Genomic DNA, 16,029 nt, shown 5'->3' on the forward strand with positions numbered 1-16,029 from the left:
TGTAAAAACTATGAATAAAACATACATCTTTACAATGGAAGGAGCAGGAGCGTCTTTAAAAGAAAGCCCTGAACTAATCATAAGAGAAAAAGGTATTTATTTGCATTTTTTGAGGTATGGATTGTTTGATAGAAATTCACAAGAGAAAAAAATAGAAACAGACTATATCCCAAAAATAACAAAGAAAATACTCAAGGTTGATGAAAACCAAAAAACAGAAACAATTGAGATAAATGAAATAAAAGCAGTTGAAACAATAGCACTAAAAGGAGTACCCTCTTTGGAAAATTTTCATGTAGCTCGTACGGTTATGAATACTGGATATATTTATCTTATTAATGATGAGCCCAATAAAAAGGATATATTCAAGGAGCTATATGTTGGTGAGGACGGAAAACTGCAATATATAATCAAAGAAGGTAAGAAAAATAAAAAATATTCTGATTTACGAACGTTTCCTTTTGATCAAGAAAAGTTAGATTACCTGATAGTGAAACCCAATTCAAGATATTGGGTAGCGTATTCCGCTGTACAATGGAGCTATTCCTATTTGTTGGAATTGATTTCCGATCAAGAAAAACGCAAAGAGCGGATGAAATTAATCATATGTGAAGGTATCAAAAAAGATGAAGAGCCTCCCATTCATTTGAACTCTATTAAGGATGTTTCTGTTTGCTTCCACAAGGATGATTCTCGCTTTTTCATTTGGGAAAGAAACTTGCAACACATTTGTGCAGATGAAAAAGCTCAAGACAAAAAAGGAGATAATCAAGTGTATGAAGATATGTTCATCACTCTTGATGATCCACTTGGGTGTGCACAGGATATTAGTGAAGTGGTAAGCGAAAAAACACTTTCTTTTCATGCTTACATTCAAGCGTTACAATCTGGTGAAACCTTTGAAGAAGCCTTTTCAAGAATAAAATCAGGTAAATTCACAGCTCCAAATCCTGAAAAGGAATACGGAGAGTTATTTACTTTGGCACTGACCTGCTATCAAATGGTTTACAATGACGAGCAAGCTATCTTGAAATACGACGGAGGAAACTCTGGTATCAATTTTAGTGATAGGCATTCATTGGATCCTCGTCCAGAAGTAGAGCGTTATTTTAGTTATACAGAAAAAAGCGAAATGGCAAAAGTAAATAGAGGTTACATTGGCTATGGACTTGATTATCAAAAAATAGAAGGAATATTAGGAGTTAAAGAACGAAAAAGTATAAGAGAATCACTTATCAGTTATAGAAATGATTTAGGAAAGTTTGCAACCAAGGGAACTTACTTTAAACTACATTTAAATGATTTTTTACAGAACCATTGGCAACGTATATTTTTTGGGCAAAACAAATTATTAGATATCTTAGATTGTTTGAGTTATAATCCGCACAATTTTGAAAAACACTTGCTATTACGCAAAGATTATAACCCAAAAGATCAATGGGCGGGTTGGTTTTACGAATTAATAGATGACGAGGAAACTTCTGAGCAAGAAGATTCACTAAAGCACTTACTAAACCTCTCTGTTGAAATTAAAGAACCTTTGTCCACAAAGGTAGATGTAACAGATATTGCTAACGTATATGAGAAATTTATACAATATTTTTGTGGAGCATTTGTGGTTGAGAGAGGAAAAGTTTTCAAATCATTGGAAGAGAAGAAAAAGTTCATTGTAAAAAAATTGAACACCCAAGTAACCAATGCTCAAATGTTTGAAATAATAGACGACGACCTTATCTTCCAATTACAAAAATTGGGAATAGAGCCTGACCCCAAATACATACAAATGGGAACATACAGAGGTAAAAAACAGTGGGTACTGCGATTTCTCAGAGAGAGTTCTCCTGACGGATTTAGTTACGAACAACGCAAACCAGGTCAAAAAACATTGAAAAATGCAGAAATATCAGTTCGGGTAAGACAAGATGTAACCCATAGTGTTTCCCCAAAAGTAGCAAAAATGCATTTGGCAATGGGGGAAGTGGTTAATGGCAAAGCCTTTAATTCTGTATTGGCTTTCTTAGAACTTTATAACTTTAAAAATGCAATTATTGATTTACTACAAGAAAGTAACAAAGAAAATATAGCAAAGACAGTGGGTGCTTCTGTTAAATTAGGAGAAGCTTCAATGGATTTACTCAAAACATTTTTAGATACTAAGGGTAAAAAATCAATTAAATACCCCTCAATAACTTTAACAGCCTTAGGAGGTGTTGTCTCAGTAGGTTGGTCTATGTATGATGCCTTTTCTTCAATGAAAAAGGGTGATTTTGATGCTGCACTGCTGATGGCTGGGGCTGGTATTGCTTTTAGCATATCAACAATGGCATCTCTGGGAATTGTGTTTTCAGCCACTGGACCTGTAGGGTGGGTGGGTGCTTTGGTAGCAGTAGGGTTTATGATTACCGCTTCACTATTGGCTGATACTGACATTGAAACCTTTTTCAAAAACTTTTTGCTCTGTGATAGAAAAATGTTACCCAAAGGTGCATACCAAACCCCGATGGATTATACACGTTATGTCCTGAAAAACAGAACAAAACTCGTTACCGATAAAGACTATCAGCAAACGATGATGAACCCCATCGATGCACAAGCTACACTTTTTGATATGATTGTTTGTAAAGACATTCTGTTTACCCCAATTGATGAAGAATCCGAATCCTACACTGTACATATGATGTCAAGCATTGTAGGATTTAGTAATACCTCCACTACAAAAACTGCCTCTTTCTTTGAGGCAAAAATGATATTCAGCCGTTTTTTTTCTAATCCCAATAATGTGGAAGCATATGCTTTTTTCTACCCTGAAGGGATAAAAAAATCAGAACCTATCGTAGCAAAAGTAGGCGAAGTAAGCAAAATAAATAAAAAAGGTGTAACTATGTTACGAGTAACCTTTGGAGTAACAGAGGCTTACAAAAAGAAAATAACGACTCGTTCCGAATTAGTATTTGCCTTACGCCTACGGATACAAGAGGCTCATAGCCTCTATTTTCCGTATTTGCTACACAGCAAGCAGCGTTACTTAGGAGCAAAAATAAAATTAAAAACAATGAGTAACTCATTCTATATAACAAGTTTAAAACAACATAAAGAAGTAAAAATAGACACCTTAGAAAACCTTAAAACAGCAAAAAAATGGTAGATTACACACGAAAAATAACCCATACAGGCTACAAAAAACCAGATGTAGTAAAAAAATACTTTCATAGAGTTCCCAAAATGATTTATGAAATTCCTCCAACTATTGATAAAGGTTTCAATAGTTCAATGTTAGTTTTAGACGATTTTATGGTAGATAAATATTCTTACGCTGCTCATTGGGGTATTGGTATAACAGGGGGGGGGGTATTTTTATTTCTCATTGTGGCTATTCCCTTTGCCTATGATGCGTTTATGGATATTTGGGATATTATATTTTATATGTTGTATTGGTTAGGTTTTTTATTTTTCATTATATTAGCTTTTACAATGCCTAAGCAAGAAGCCATTTTAAATAGGCGAGATGGATTAATTACGTTTGATGGCTTTTTATGGCAACCCAATATCACGATGGCTTTTAGTGAGGTAGAGTTTTGTTATAGCACAGGAGGAACAGACCTACAAGGAGCTTACGAATTACAAATAATGCGCCCTAACAAATGGGTAACTTTTGCAAGTCCTATTATTTTAGGGAAAAATTGTTATAATGGTATTTCTTTTATCGTTTGGTATATGGACAAAAACCGCCCATTGCCACCAGGTGAACTATTTGACCCTTACCGCGAAGCAGACTATCAGCGTCGCAAGGCAGAAGGGTTCCCCCCACCGCTCTATCCCAGTAAGATAGAAACACCAGAGGCTACCCCTGAGCAACAAGCTGAACGAAAACGCATCGGAAAATGGTAGATTACACAAGAAAAATAACCCATACAGGCTACAAAAAACCAGATGTAGTAAAAAAATACTTTCATAGAGTGCCTAAAATGATTTATGAAGCACCTCCAGCCTTTAACAAAGGATATGGAAAAACTTACTTAGTAGAAGAAAATTTCATAGTAAAAACTGACCTTTGGACAAGTCCTTGGGCTATTGGCATAACGGTGGGAGTAATATCCTTAGGTACATTATTACTTTTTGCTAAAGGAATGCTTAGAGGAGTTCCTTTACGAGCAGAAGATATGATTTTTTTTATAGGGGCTATCATAGGCTTTTTATTCTCTATCATTTACCCTCTTACAATGCCTAAAGAGGAAGCCATCTTAAACAGGCGGGATGGATTAATTACCTTTGATGGCTTTTTATGGCAACCCAATATCACGATGGCTTTTAGTGAGGTAGAGTTTTGCTACAGCACAGGAGGAACAGACCTGCAAGGAGCCTTTCAGTTGCAAGTAATGCGTCCTAACAAATGGGTAACATTCGCTATTCCTATTTACCCTGGAAAATGCTATGAATCAATATCTTTTATCGTTTGGTATATGGACAAAAACCGTCCGTTACCACCAGGTGAACTATTTGACCCTTACCGCGAAGCAGACTATCATCGTCGCAAGGCAGAAGGGTTCCCCCCGCCACTCTATCCTAGTAAGATAGAAACACCAGAAGCTACCCCTGAGCAACAAGCTGAACGAAAACGCATCGGAAAATGGTAGATTACACAAGAAAAATAACCCATACAGGCTACAAAAAACCAGATGTAGTAAAAAAATACTTTCATAGAGTGCCTAAAATGATTTATGAAGCACCGTCAACTTTTGACAAAGAATTTAATAACATCTAATTTAACTTATCAATACTTTAAGTGCTAATTTTTAAAACAAAAACATTAACTTTTATTTATCGTTTAATAGTTTTTTATTTGAAAAATTCAACTTACATTTGTCCTAAAATTATAAATTTACAGCATATGAAAAAATTTATTCTATCTTTATTTACATTATCTTTAATTGTAAGTTGTAGCAAAGATAATAACAACGGAGAACAACCTAATCAAGAAACAATGTTACTTCCTAAACAGGTTGTAGAGCGTTACACCATAACTGAACGTGACCAAAATGGTGTAGAAACCAAAATAGAACACGTTGATGAACTAAGTTATGAAATAGTAAATAATAAAATTGCAAGTGCAACAACAAGTCGTTTTGAAAATAAACAAAATGTAGGAGGTTCCAAACTGACAATTATCTATGAAAACGATTTGCCAAAGACTTTTATCGGTACAAATATTAAAAACAACGAGGAAGAATCAAAATCTACCTACAAATATGAAAATAGAAAGTTGGTAGAAGAAGTTAACGAATGGACTACAAGCAGAGGAAAGAGTGGTAATATTATTACATACAAATATTCAGGTAACAAATTAGCTGAAATACAAGAAAAGGGAAATGATACAACCATAAAAACACCTATAATAGTTCAGTTTGTATACGTTTCCGACACAGAAATCAAGAAAACAATAACTTCACCTTATATTCTAAACGGAGAAGAGAAAACAAGAACTCGTACAATAACATACACTCTTGATTCAGAGAAGCGAGTTGTAAAGTCTGTAGAGGAGGATGAGACCAGTAAAGACACTAAAGAATTCAAGTACGATGATAAAAAGAACTATAAACATCATTCAGTACATTTTACTTTAAATCCAGACCATTTTCTTGATGAAAAAGTAATGAAAAACAATCTAATATCTGTGAAAAGAACCTACGAAAACAAACGAAATTCCCAATACAACGATACAGAAACCAGCACATATACTTATCAATATAATGATAAAGGTTACCCGACGAGAATTGAAGAGGTTTATAAGAGTAGCCGTGAAACTAATTCCCATACAAAAACAACAGAAATCACTTATTAATACAACTTTGAAAAAACCACTTCGTTATGAAGTGGTTTTTTGTATCTTTGCGGTTCTGATTCTCTACTCATAAAATTAATAAGATGCAACAATATCACGATTTATTACGACACATTTTAGAACACGGACACAAAAAAGAAGACCGCACAGGAACAGGAACTATTAGCGTATTCGGCTACCAAATGCGGTTCGATTTAAGCAAAGGATTTCCCGTTGTTACCACCAAAAAACTACATTTAAAATCCATCATTCACGAACTTCTTTGGTTTTTAAAAGGAGACACCAACATCAAGTATCTCTCTGACAATGGCGTTCGCATCTGGAATGAGTGGGCTGATGAAAATGGTGACTTAGGTCCTGTGTATGGGCATCAGTGGCGTAATTGGAACAACGAAGATATTGACCAAATCAAGCAAGTAATCGAAACCATCAAGAAAAACCCTGACAGTCGTCGTATTATTGTGGCAGCTTGGAATCCTTCAGTATTGCCCGATACTTCAAAATCCTTTTGTGAGAATGTTGCCAACGGAAAAGCCGCTTTACCTCCGTGCCACGCCTTTTTTCAGTTCTATGTGGCAGACGGAAAACTTTCGTGTCAGCTTTATCAACGCAGTGCCGATGTGTTTTTAGGAGTACCTTTCAACATAGCCTCGTATGCCTTATTAACAATAATGGTGGCTCAAGTTTGTAAGCTAGAAGTTGGTGAGTTTGTACACACTTTTGGAGATGTTCACATTTATAACAATCATCTTGAACAAGTGAAATTACAACTGAGTCGTGAGCCACGTCCTTTACCCACAATGAAGCTCAATCCAGAGGTAACCGACTTATTTTCTTTTAAATATGAGGACTTTACACTGGAAGGTTACGACCCTTATCCTGCCATAAAAGGAGAAGTTTCTATCTAAAAGCAAACTACAGAAAAATAATAAAAAATGTATTGAGAAAGATTGTCATCATTTCCCAATACATTTTTTAGTAATTACTATCTTTTATTCTGTTTTCTAAAAATTTGATTACAGGTCAAAGCCAATATCTTTTCGGAAGTACATCTTATCAAAGTGAATTTTTTCAATATTTTCGTATGATTTCTGCAATGCTTCCTTAAAGTCTTCCCCGAACGAAGTAACGGCAAGTACTCTCCCCCCCGAAGTTTGTAATTCGCCCTCTTTTATAGTGGTCCCTGCGTGAAAAACAATACTTCCTGTTACATTTTCTATTCCTGAAATTCGTTTTCCTTTTTCATAATCTTCTGGATAACCTCCTGAAACCATCATTACCGTAGTTGCACTTTGCGGAGTGATAGCAAGAGAGACCGTATCCAAGGTTTGTGTTTGTAAAGTTTTAAAGATTGGCACTAAATCACTTTCAATACGAGGCAGAACTACTTCTGTTTCAGGGTCCCCCATACGAACGTTATATTCAATCACATAAGGTTCGCCATTAACCTTAATAAGCCCGATAAAGATAAATCCTTTGTATTCAATGTTATCCTTCTGAAGTCCTGAAATAGTCGGTTTTACAATACGAGTTTCTATTTTTTCCATAAAACTGGCGTCAGCAAAAGGAACAGGAGATACAGCACCCATTCCGCCTGTATTTAACCCTTGGTCATTCTCTCCAATACGTTTATAATCCTTGGCGGTAGGCAATAATTTGTAGCTTTTGCCATCGGTAAGCACAAAACAACTCAATTCTATTCCGTCCAAAAACTCCTCAATAACAACCTTTTGACTAGCGTTACCAAACTTTTCATTGAGCAGCATATTTTTCAGCTCGGTTTGGGCTTCATTTAAATCATTAATAATCAATACTCCTTTACCAGCTGCCAACCCATCAGCTTTCAAAACATAAGGAGGCTGCATTGTTTCCAAAAACTTACAACCTTGTACTATAGTTTCTTTGGTAAAGCTCTCATATTTAGCCGTTGGAATGTTGTGACGTTGCATAAATTGCTTAGCAAATTCCTTGCTACCTTCCAACTTAGCTCCTTCGCGTGATGGTCCCACTACCTGAACGTGTTGTAGTTGTGTATCCGTTTTGAAGAAATCATAAATTCCCTGTACCAAAGGGTCTTCTGGACCTACTACAACCATTTCAATTTGTTTGTCCAGCACTAATTGCTTTACTTGCTCAAAATTAGTAGGATTTATATTTATGTTGGTAGCTATTTGGTGTGTTCCGCCATTTCCAGGTGCAATATATAAGTTCTTGCATTGATTACTCTGGCTAATTTTTAGAGCAAAAGCGTGTTCACGTCCGCCAGAACCCAAAATTAATATATTCATAGTATTTTTATTAAACAGATTAATGGTTGAAAAATATAAAAATTTGAAATAATTAAAGAAAAACTAATCTTTATCTTCTATTTTACAAATAGGAATAAGATTCATTTTATGTTGATTGCTCTTATTCAATCGTTTGTAAATCTGAAAGACTTCTTTCTCACGTCCTGAAAAATCATTGGCAGTTTTGCCTTTCTCATCTTGTAACATTGCCCATTCCAGCTCATCATACGAGGCTTTGAGTTGGTCTTCATCGCTTCTGTCATCGCCAAAAAGTCCATCGGAAGGTTTTGCTTGAAGAATTGATTTCGGAATGTTCAAATATTTTCCTAAAAGATAAACTTCACTTTTCATTAAATCTGCAATCGGGCTAACATCTACGCCTCCATCGCCATATTTGGTAAAAAAGCCAACGCCAAAATCTTCTATCTTATTCCCTGTCCCTACAACGATATATCCTTCTAATCCAGCGAAATAGTAAAGTGTTGTCATTCTTAGTCTTGCTCGGGTATTTGCCAAAGCCATTTCGTAAGACGATTTGTCCGTAGGTGGAATTTGGGTTACGAATTGGTCAAAAACGGGAGTCAAATCTACTTCAAGGCTGGAAACATTGGTGTAGTTTTTCTTCAAAAAATCGATGTGCTGTTTAGCTCTTGATACGTGACTTTCAGCCTGATGTATAGGAAGTTCAAGACAAAGTGTAGGCAGACCTGTTTCAGCACAAAGTGTGGAAACCACTGCGGAATCCACCCCGCCTGAAATCCCGATAACCAGCCCTTTAACACTCGCATTTTCAGCATAATCTTTCAGCCACTTAACAATGTGTTTTACTACTTTTTCTGCGTTCATTGGTTTATTATTAAAAATTTCCCTTTTGGGAAAGGTCAAAAGTACAAAATCTTTTTGGTATCACAAGTTTGTAAGGAGAACATCAACGCAATAAATTTCATTTTTATGACTAATTTTTCTGTTTATTGGTTCTATTTTAAAAATAAAGTTTATTTTTGTTAGCAAATCATATATTTCAACTTATGAAAAAGGCTTTCTTACTACTCATTTTATTTTCAGCACAGGTTTTTGCACAAAAAACTTCTTTTGTTGTGGAAAATATTGAGATAAATTCACTTCTGAATGGAAGTTTGTACACTCCAGAAATTCCCGAACAGACAGATTTAGTTATTTTGATTGCTGGTTCAGGACCTACCGACCGCGATGGAAATCAACCTATCTTGAAAAACAATTCACTTAAGTTTTTAGCTCAGGAATTAGCTGAAAATCAGATTTCTGTATTCAGTTACGACAAACGTATTTTTGGATTGATGAAGCAAAATAATCTTAAAGAGGAAGAACTTTCTTTTAATGACTTTATTGAAGACGCCATTTTAGTAGCTGAATTTTTCGTAAAACAACAAAAATACAAATCAATAACCATTGCTGGGCACTCCGAAGGTTCTCTTATCGGAATGATTGCATCACAAAAAGCAAATGTTGATAAATTTATTTCCATTGCAGGAGCTGGTAACACAATTGATAAAGTTATTGAATATCAGATAGAAAAAAATTCTCCTTTTCTGCTCAAACAAAGTCAAGAAATTCTTTCCGAACTGAAAAAAGGAAACATTGTAGAAGTACAAAACCCTATGTTACAAGGTGTTTTCAGAAAAAGTGCTCAGCCGTATATGATTTCTTGGCTAAAGTATGACCCAAAAACTGAAATTCAAAAACTAGAAATGCCTGTACTTATCATAAATGGAACTTCCGATTTGCAAATTCCTGTTTCTGAAGCAGAAATTTTAAAAAACGCTTCGCCCAATGCTAAATTTTGCATCATTGAACAAATGAATCACGTACTAAAAACAATAACTGATGATATTCAAAATATGCAATCTTACGGGAATCCTAATCTGCCTATTAATGCAACGTTAGTAAAAGAAATTACAACTTTTGTGAAACAATAATCAAAAAATAGAGGGGCTTTTCCTCAAGTTGAATTCATTTGTAAAATGTATTATCTTTGTCGCAAAGAGTTAGAATAAAAAATAAAATTAAGAAATCAAAAAAGATACTATAAATCAACACCATACAAATATGTCAATTCATAATTCCTTAAAAACCAATCTCCCTGTTATAACACCAGAAACTTCTGTTTATGAAGCTGTAGAATTACTGAAGCTACACCACTTGTCGCATTTACCGATATTTAATTTCGGAAATATGATTGGTTTGCTTCCTCGTGAGGTTATCCTTTCTGCTCCTCTCGATGAAAAAATCATTGATTATCTGTATGATATGGATATATTTTTCGCTAAGAAAGATGCTCGTTGGGAGGAAGTGATGGAAATTTTTGTAAAATATGATAGCAATATCGTTCCTGTCTTGAACGAGGAAAACCAATATTTAGGTTATTATCAGTTGGTTGACTTTATTCATTTGTTTTCAGAAACTCCTTTTTTAAGAGAAGTTGGTAGCTTTATTGTTCTGGAAAAAAATCAGGAGGAATACTCTTTCAGTGAAATTTCACAAATAGTAGAATCGAATCACGCCAAAATTTTAGGAATGTTCATTTCCGAAATTGCTAACGGAAAAGTTCACATAACATTGAAAATCATTAGTAATTCACTAACTGAAATTCTACAAACATTTCGCCGTTATCAGTATGCCATATTGGTTGAAAAAGAAGATGATTTTTATTTGCAGGAATTGAAAGAAAAATCGAATTATTTTGATAAATATTTAAACATATAGCAAAAACTACTACCCATAATATCAAAATGAAAATAGCAATTTACGCCCAGCAATATTCCGAAAACTATAAAAAAGTATTTAAAGATTTGTTCACTCATATTGAGCCTTCCGATATTGTTTACATAGAACAAAAACTTTTTGATAGTTTACAACAAGAAGCTATCCTTAGTGATAGATATAAGTCTTTTACCTGTTTTTCAGACCTTGACGCCTCTTTTGATGTAATGCTCACCATTGGAGGTGACGGAACTATTTTACGAGCAATTACTTTTGTTCGCAACTTGAATATTCCTATTTTAGGAATTAATGTTGGGCGACTTGGATTTTTAGCAACAGCCCAGAAAGATGAAATCCAAAACGTGTTTTCTGCTTTACGCACAAAAAATTATAAAATAGCAGAACGTTCTGTTATTGAAGCTGTTGTAAGTAGCGATGGGAAACCTGTGAGTGAAATTAACTTTGCTTTGAATGAAATTACCGTAACCCGAAAGAACACAGCTTCAATGATTACCATCAATACAGAACTCAACGGAGAATTCCTGACCTCGTATTGGGCTGACGGACTGATTATTTCAACTCCTACAGGTTCAACAGGTTATTCGCTAAGTTGTGGAGGACCTGTGATTATCCCAAATGCAAAAAATTTTGTAATTACTCCCATTGCTCCACACAACCTAAACGCCCGTCCGTTAGTTATTCCTGATGACACAGAAATTAAGCTAACTATCTCAGGAAGAGAGAAAAAATATCTGATTTCATTCGACTCTCGGATTGAAACACTCTTCAACAAGGTTTCTGTAACAATTCGCAAAGCTGATTTTTCCATAAAAATGATTCGATTGGAAGGAGAGAGTTTCATCAACACACTCAGAAATAAACTCTTATGGGGAGAAGATAGCCGAAATAAAAATAATTAATCACAATCTATTATAACAAAGTATGCTCGAAAAACTAAAAAAACGTTGGAATCTTACTTCAAACACACAAGTTTGGCTCATTCTAATCACTTTTACAATTACAGGTTCGCTCTCTGCTAAAATATCAAGACCTTTTTGTGATTACATTGGATTGAATTTTAATGAGTTAAACCCTGTTTTAGCTTGGATTTTACGATTAATCATCATACTACCCATATACCAAATCATTCTGTTAATCGTAGGGACACTTTTAGGACAATTCCGATTTTTTTGGGAGTTCGAAAAGAAAATGCTTGGAATCAGAAAACAAAAAATGTCAAATCAAAAACACCAATAACCGATGAAAAAATACCTTTCAATTTTATTTGTTTTAACTTCTTTCATTATTTTAGGACAAGGGAAAAAAATTTCCATACAAGATGCTGTTTATGGTTACATAACCAATAGCGATTCTCCTCAGGGATACTCTCTCCTTTATCCAGAAAATTACAATTCATTACAATGGATTGAAGGAACAAGTAACTATATCTACAACAATGATTTATCTTTCGAAATTGTTTCAGCAATGGGGCAAAAAACGAAATCTATCTCTGGTGAAGATATGGTAGCAGCATACTCAAAATTAAGGCAATTGCCATCAATTACGCACATTGACCAAAGCGAACTAATTTTTGAATTAGACAATGCCTTTCAGGTTTACGATTATCTGAATAACAAACATTTAACTTCAATTAATTTCACTTCTGGAGCAGAAAACAAAGATTTCAACAAACACAAAAAGGCTATTGCTTATACCATTGAAAATAATCTTTTTGTAGCTATTTCAGGTAATGAAAAAATAGAAGTTACAAACAATTCTGATAAAAATATTGTATCGGGACAGGCAATCCATCGTAGCGAATTTGGCATCAAGAAAGGAACTTTTTGGTCACCTAAAGGTAACTTTTTGGCGTTCTACCAGAAAAACGAAACTAATGTTACTGACTATCCGTTAGTAGACATCAATACAACTCCCGCAAGTTCAAAATTAATAAAATATCCAATGGTAGGTCAAAAAAGTGAACAAGCTTCCATAGGTATTTTTGACATTAAAACACACAAAACCATTTATTTAGATATTGACACCACCGATGAACATTATCTTACAAATCTTTCGTGGTCGCCCGATGAAAAGTTTATTTTGATAGCAGAAATTAATCGAGACCAAAATCATTATTGGCTCAATAGATATGATGCTTCTACAGGAAAAAAGATAAATACACTTTTTGAAGAAAAAAATAGCAAATGGATTGAACCTGAGTATCCTGCAACCTTTTTACCTAACAAAAATGATGAATTTTTATGGATGAGTGAACGCAACGGATTTATGAATATTTATCATTATAATGTCAACGGAAAATTAATCAAACAAATAACTGATTTTAAATGGGTTGTACAAGATATTTTAGGATTTGACCCAAAAGCAAAGTTCGTTTTTATCTCAGGAACAGGTAAAGACCCACGCGAAAAACATACGTACAAAATAGAATTAAAAAATCCGAAAAAAATTACAGTTTTAACGAAAGTTGCGGGAACACATAAAACGCAATTAAGCTCTGATGCTAAATTTCTATTGGACTCATATAGTAGTATTTCAATTCCACAAAATATTGATATAATCAATACAGAATCAGGTACAAGTCAAAATATTTTAACAGCAAAAAATCCACTTGAAAATATTGCCATAGGCACTACTGAGCTTTTGGAAATTAAAGCCACTGACGGAACCACATTGTATGGCAAAATTCATAAACCTCAAAATTTTAATCCTACAAAAAAATATCCTGTTTTGGTATATGTTTACGGAGGTACTCACGCTCAACTGGTTACCAATTCTTGGCTCGCTGATTCTTATCTTTGGATGCCTGTCTTTGCTGAGAATGAAGATTATATCGTTTTTACAATTGATAATCGAGGAAGTGCTAATCGTGGTTTCGCTTTCGAAAGTGCCATTCATCGTAAGTTAGGTGATATGGAAATAAAAGACCAAATTGATGGTATAGAATATTTAAAATCCCTTCCTTACGTTGATGGTTCACGAATTGCTGTTCACGGGTGGAGTTTTGGTGGCTTTATGGCTTCAAGTTTGATGTTGCGTCACCCAAAAGTTTTCACCACTTCGGTTGCGGGAGGTGCAGTAACCGATTGGAAATATTATGAAATAATGTATGGAGAACGTTATATGGACACTCCTACGCAAAATCCTGAGGGTTACGAGAATAGCCGTGTGGGTAAATACTTAGATAACTTGGAAGGAAAGCTACTTTTTATCCACGGAAGTGTTGATGATGTGGTAGTTCCGCAGCACGTATTCTCGCTTATGCAGGAATCCATCACAAAGAAAAAATTAGTGGATTTGTCCATCTATCCAATGCACGGACACGGTGTACGAGGCATCGACCACGTAAATTTGGTGCAACGCATTTTGGATTATATAAAAACAAACAATAAATAAAAGTTACTATGAGAGAAAAACGGAACTACCTCTGTTTTTCTCTCTTCATTTATAGAGAAATCGTGATTCGAAAGAAAACAAAACGCACTTTACTCAAAATCTTCGGGCTATTCTCGTCTGTTCGGGGGTACAATATTTTGATGATTTGTATTGCTCAATATTTAGCATCAATTTTTGTCCTCTCTAAAGATATATCTATCCGCAGAGTATTGCTCGATGATAATCTTTTTATGCTGGTTCTGGCTGGAGCTTTGGCAATAGCTGGTGGATACATCATCAACGGATTTTACGATAAAGAAAAAGACCTCATTAACAAACCTTTAAAATCAATGATTGACCGTTTGGTGGGACAAAACACCAAATTAACTCTCTATTTTTTACTCAATTTTTTATCTGTAATTGTAGCAAGTTATGTTTCTTTCCGATCGGTAATCTTTTTTTCGGGCTATATTTTTAGTATGTGGTTTTACTCACACCGAATAAAAAAAATTCCCTTTTGGGGGAATTTTACCTCAGCAATTTTAGCAATTGTTCCTTTTTTTGCGGTATTTATTCACTATCGAAATTTTGATAGTGTAATCTTCATTCACGCACTTTTATTATTTCTTTTAATACTTACAAAAGAATTTATCAAGGATTTAGAAAACTTAAAAGGCGATTTGGCACATAATTATCATACAATTCCAGTAAAATATGGGGAAAAACGAGCTAAAATAACCATTACTCTCACTTCTTTATGCTGTTTTATTCCTATTTATGTACTAATTGTACATTTTAATGTTGGATATATGTCATATTACTTGATTTTTTCCCAAATTATGTTGCTTTTATCTCTCATTATTTTATGGAGTAGTAGCTTTCGTAATCACTATATTCTGATTCACAATATTTTGAAGTTCGTGCTTATTGCTGGGATATTTAGTGTGGTTCTAATTGATTTAAGTTGGATTTCAAAAATAAAATAATTACCTGACAGACATTAATTTAGACACATACTTTCCTATTACATCAAATTCCAAATTCACGATGCTTCCTACTTTGATCTTTTTAAAATTGGTATGCTCCATTGTATAAGGAATAATTACCACACTAAACTGATTTTCAAACGAATCTACCACCGTTAAGCTAACACCATTTATAGTAATTGAGCCTTTTTCAATGGTTACATTTCTGCTTTTGGCATCGTATGAAAACGTAAAACGTGTACTTCCGTTCTCATCTTCAACATTAGTACAAACACCTGTTTGGTCAACGTGACCTTGTACAATGTGTCCGTCTAAACGTGTATTGAGAAGCATTCCTCGCTCCAAATTCACGATTTCATTTACTTGCAAATTTCCGAGATTAGTTTTTGCAAGTGTTTCAGCAATGGCAGTAACTTTGTATATATCATCTTGAATATCAACAACAGTTAAGCAAACTCCGTTATGTGAAACGCTCTGATCTACTTTCAATTCCGAAGTAAATTTGCTTTTTACATACAAATGCAAGTTTGATTTTTCTGTTTCAACCCTTATAATTTTGCCTAAATCTTCAATAATTCCTGTAAACATATCTCTGTAAAATTAGTTTGAAAAAATACATCATAAGGTACAAAGGTAATAATAAGTTCTCAATATTTTTTGAAAAGAAAAAACTAAATTAATTTTCACATTTATTTGATTTTTTTCATAAAATTTCTATAAATTTGTAATCTAATTTTTTCACTAAAGTGGAATAATCATACCATTACTTATCAAGTAGAAAATA

Annotated in this window: 15 protein-coding genes; 12 read left to right on the forward strand and 3 right to left on the reverse strand. The window is 34.2% G+C overall.

The annotated features are described in order from the left end of the window. The first annotated feature begins 10 nt into the window (after positions 1-10). The 6 genes from CGC48_RS05175 (at position 11) to CGC48_RS05195 (ending at position 6,747) form a co-directional block, all read left to right on the forward strand. Positions 11-3,145, forward strand: a complete 3,135-nt coding sequence (locus tag CGC48_RS05175) for a toxin VasX (protein ID WP_098028725.1) — start codon at positions 11-13, stop codon at positions 3,143-3,145. Beyond that, positions 3,139-3,888: a hypothetical protein gene (locus CGC48_RS05180; RefSeq protein ID WP_098028726.1), complete on the forward strand. Its 750-nt coding sequence runs from the start codon at positions 3,139-3,141 to the stop codon at positions 3,886-3,888. Before CGC48_RS05175 ends, CGC48_RS05180 begins: the two co-directional genes overlap by 7 nt. Next, on the forward strand, positions 3,882-4,634 hold the full coding sequence (locus tag CGC48_RS05185) for a hypothetical protein (protein ID WP_098028727.1): 753 nt from the start codon (positions 3,882-3,884) through the stop codon (positions 4,632-4,634). The genes CGC48_RS05180 and CGC48_RS05185 overlap by 7 nt, the downstream gene beginning before the upstream one ends. Further along, complete coding sequence (locus CGC48_RS11915) at positions 4,628-4,762, forward strand: hypothetical protein (protein ID WP_262482373.1); 135 nt, start codon at positions 4,628-4,630, stop codon at positions 4,760-4,762. Before CGC48_RS05185 ends, CGC48_RS11915 begins: the two co-directional genes overlap by 7 nt. Positions 4,763-4,888: 126 nt before the next feature. Then, entirely contained in the window at positions 4,889-5,839 is a 951-nt protein-coding gene (locus CGC48_RS05190; RefSeq protein WP_098028728.1) for a hypothetical protein, read from the forward strand. An 83-nt stretch (positions 5,840-5,922) separates the two neighbouring features. Further along, entirely contained in the window at positions 5,923-6,747 is an 825-nt protein-coding gene (locus CGC48_RS05195) for a thymidylate synthase (RefSeq protein WP_098028729.1), read from the forward strand. Positions 6,748-6,855: 108 nt separating this feature from the next. On the opposite strand, the gene purD is transcribed toward CGC48_RS05195, so the two are convergent. Then, positions 6,856-8,127, reverse strand: a complete 1,272-nt coding sequence (gene purD / locus CGC48_RS05200) for a phosphoribosylamine--glycine ligase (protein WP_098028730.1) — start codon at positions 8,125-8,127, stop codon at positions 6,856-6,858. Between the two features lie 63 nt (positions 8,128-8,190). Continuing rightward, a complete protein-coding gene (nadE, locus tag CGC48_RS05205) occupies positions 8,191-8,973 on the reverse strand; it encodes an NAD(+) synthase (RefSeq protein ID WP_098028731.1) in 783 nt (260 codons plus the stop codon). Positions 8,974-9,155: 182 nt separating this feature from the next. Between nadE and CGC48_RS05210 the strand changes: the two genes are divergently transcribed. The 6 genes from CGC48_RS05210 (at position 9,156) to CGC48_RS05235 (ending at position 15,245) form a co-directional block, all read left to right on the forward strand. After that, positions 9,156-10,082, forward strand: coding sequence for an alpha/beta hydrolase (locus CGC48_RS05210; RefSeq protein ID WP_098028732.1), 927 nt, complete (start codon positions 9,156-9,158; stop codon positions 10,080-10,082). A gap of 130 nt (positions 10,083-10,212) precedes the next feature. After that, a complete protein-coding gene (locus CGC48_RS05215; protein WP_098028733.1) occupies positions 10,213-10,869 on the forward strand; it encodes a CBS domain-containing protein in 657 nt (218 codons plus the stop codon). Between the two features lie 26 nt (positions 10,870-10,895). After that, the gene (locus tag CGC48_RS05220) at positions 10,896-11,786 is read left to right on the forward strand and encodes an NAD kinase (protein ID WP_098028734.1); all 891 of its coding nucleotides are present in this window, start codon (positions 10,896-10,898) and stop codon (positions 11,784-11,786) included. 22 nt (positions 11,787-11,808) lie between these two features. Further along, positions 11,809-12,123 (forward strand): DUF6787 family protein, encoded by a 315-nt coding sequence (locus CGC48_RS05225; protein ID WP_098028735.1) that lies wholly within the window; start codon positions 11,809-11,811, stop codon positions 12,121-12,123. 3 nt (positions 12,124-12,126) lie between these two features. Further along, positions 12,127-14,280 carry a S9 family peptidase gene (locus tag CGC48_RS05230; protein WP_098028736.1) on the forward strand — a complete coding sequence of 718 codons (2,154 nt, stop codon included), beginning with the start codon at positions 12,127-12,129 and terminating at the stop codon, positions 14,278-14,280. Positions 14,281-14,420: 140 nt separating this feature from the next. After that, a complete protein-coding gene (locus tag CGC48_RS05235; RefSeq protein WP_232780581.1) occupies positions 14,421-15,245 on the forward strand; it encodes a geranylgeranylglycerol-phosphate geranylgeranyltransferase in 825 nt (274 codons plus the stop codon). On the opposite strand, the gene CGC48_RS05240 is transcribed toward CGC48_RS05235, so the two are convergent. Then, complete coding sequence (locus CGC48_RS05240) at positions 15,246-15,833, reverse strand: riboflavin synthase (protein ID WP_098028737.1); 588 nt, start codon at positions 15,831-15,833, stop codon at positions 15,246-15,248. Between the last annotated feature and the right edge of the window lie 196 nt (positions 15,834-16,029).

Origin of the sequence: Capnocytophaga cynodegmi (assembly GCF_002302475.1) — a bacterium.
Taxonomy (GTDB): Bacteria; Bacteroidota; Bacteroidia; order Flavobacteriales; family Flavobacteriaceae; genus Capnocytophaga; species Capnocytophaga cynodegmi.

Bases quoted from the DNA above. Each gene is read 5' to 3' on its own strand.
- CGC48_RS05215 (WP_098028733.1), top strand. From the start codon at position 10,213: ATGTCAATTCATAATTCCTTAAAAACCAATCTCCCTGTTATAACACCA.
- CGC48_RS05230 (WP_098028736.1), top strand. From the start codon at position 12,127: ATGAAAAAATACCTTTCAATTTTATTTGTTTTAACTTCTTTCATTATT.
- nadE (WP_098028731.1), bottom strand. From the start codon at position 8,973: ATGAACGCAGAAAAAGTAGTAAAACACATTGTTAAGTGGCTGAAAGAT.
- CGC48_RS05195 (WP_098028729.1), top strand. From the start codon at position 5,923: ATGCAACAATATCACGATTTATTACGACACATTTTAGAACACGGACAC.
- purD (WP_098028730.1), bottom strand. From the start codon at position 8,127: ATGAATATATTAATTTTGGGTTCTGGCGGACGTGAACACGCTTTTGCT.
- CGC48_RS05235 (WP_232780581.1), top strand. From the start codon at position 14,421: ATGATTTGTATTGCTCAATATTTAGCATCAATTTTTGTCCTCTCTAAA.
- CGC48_RS05210 (WP_098028732.1), top strand. From the start codon at position 9,156: ATGAAAAAGGCTTTCTTACTACTCATTTTATTTTCAGCACAGGTTTTT.
- CGC48_RS05175 (WP_098028725.1), top strand. From the start codon at position 11: ATGAATAAAACATACATCTTTACAATGGAAGGAGCAGGAGCGTCTTTA.
- CGC48_RS05190 (WP_098028728.1), top strand. From the start codon at position 4,889: ATGAAAAAATTTATTCTATCTTTATTTACATTATCTTTAATTGTAAGT.
- CGC48_RS11915 (WP_262482373.1), top strand. From the start codon at position 4,628: ATGGTAGATTACACAAGAAAAATAACCCATACAGGCTACAAAAAACCA.
- CGC48_RS05220 (WP_098028734.1), top strand. From the start codon at position 10,896: ATGAAAATAGCAATTTACGCCCAGCAATATTCCGAAAACTATAAAAAA.
- CGC48_RS05185 (WP_098028727.1), top strand. From the start codon at position 3,882: ATGGTAGATTACACAAGAAAAATAACCCATACAGGCTACAAAAAACCA.
- CGC48_RS05225 (WP_098028735.1), top strand. From the start codon at position 11,809: ATGCTCGAAAAACTAAAAAAACGTTGGAATCTTACTTCAAACACACAA.
- CGC48_RS05240 (WP_098028737.1), bottom strand. From the start codon at position 15,833: ATGTTTACAGGAATTATTGAAGATTTAGGCAAAATTATAAGGGTTGAA.
- CGC48_RS05180 (WP_098028726.1), top strand. From the start codon at position 3,139: ATGGTAGATTACACACGAAAAATAACCCATACAGGCTACAAAAAACCA.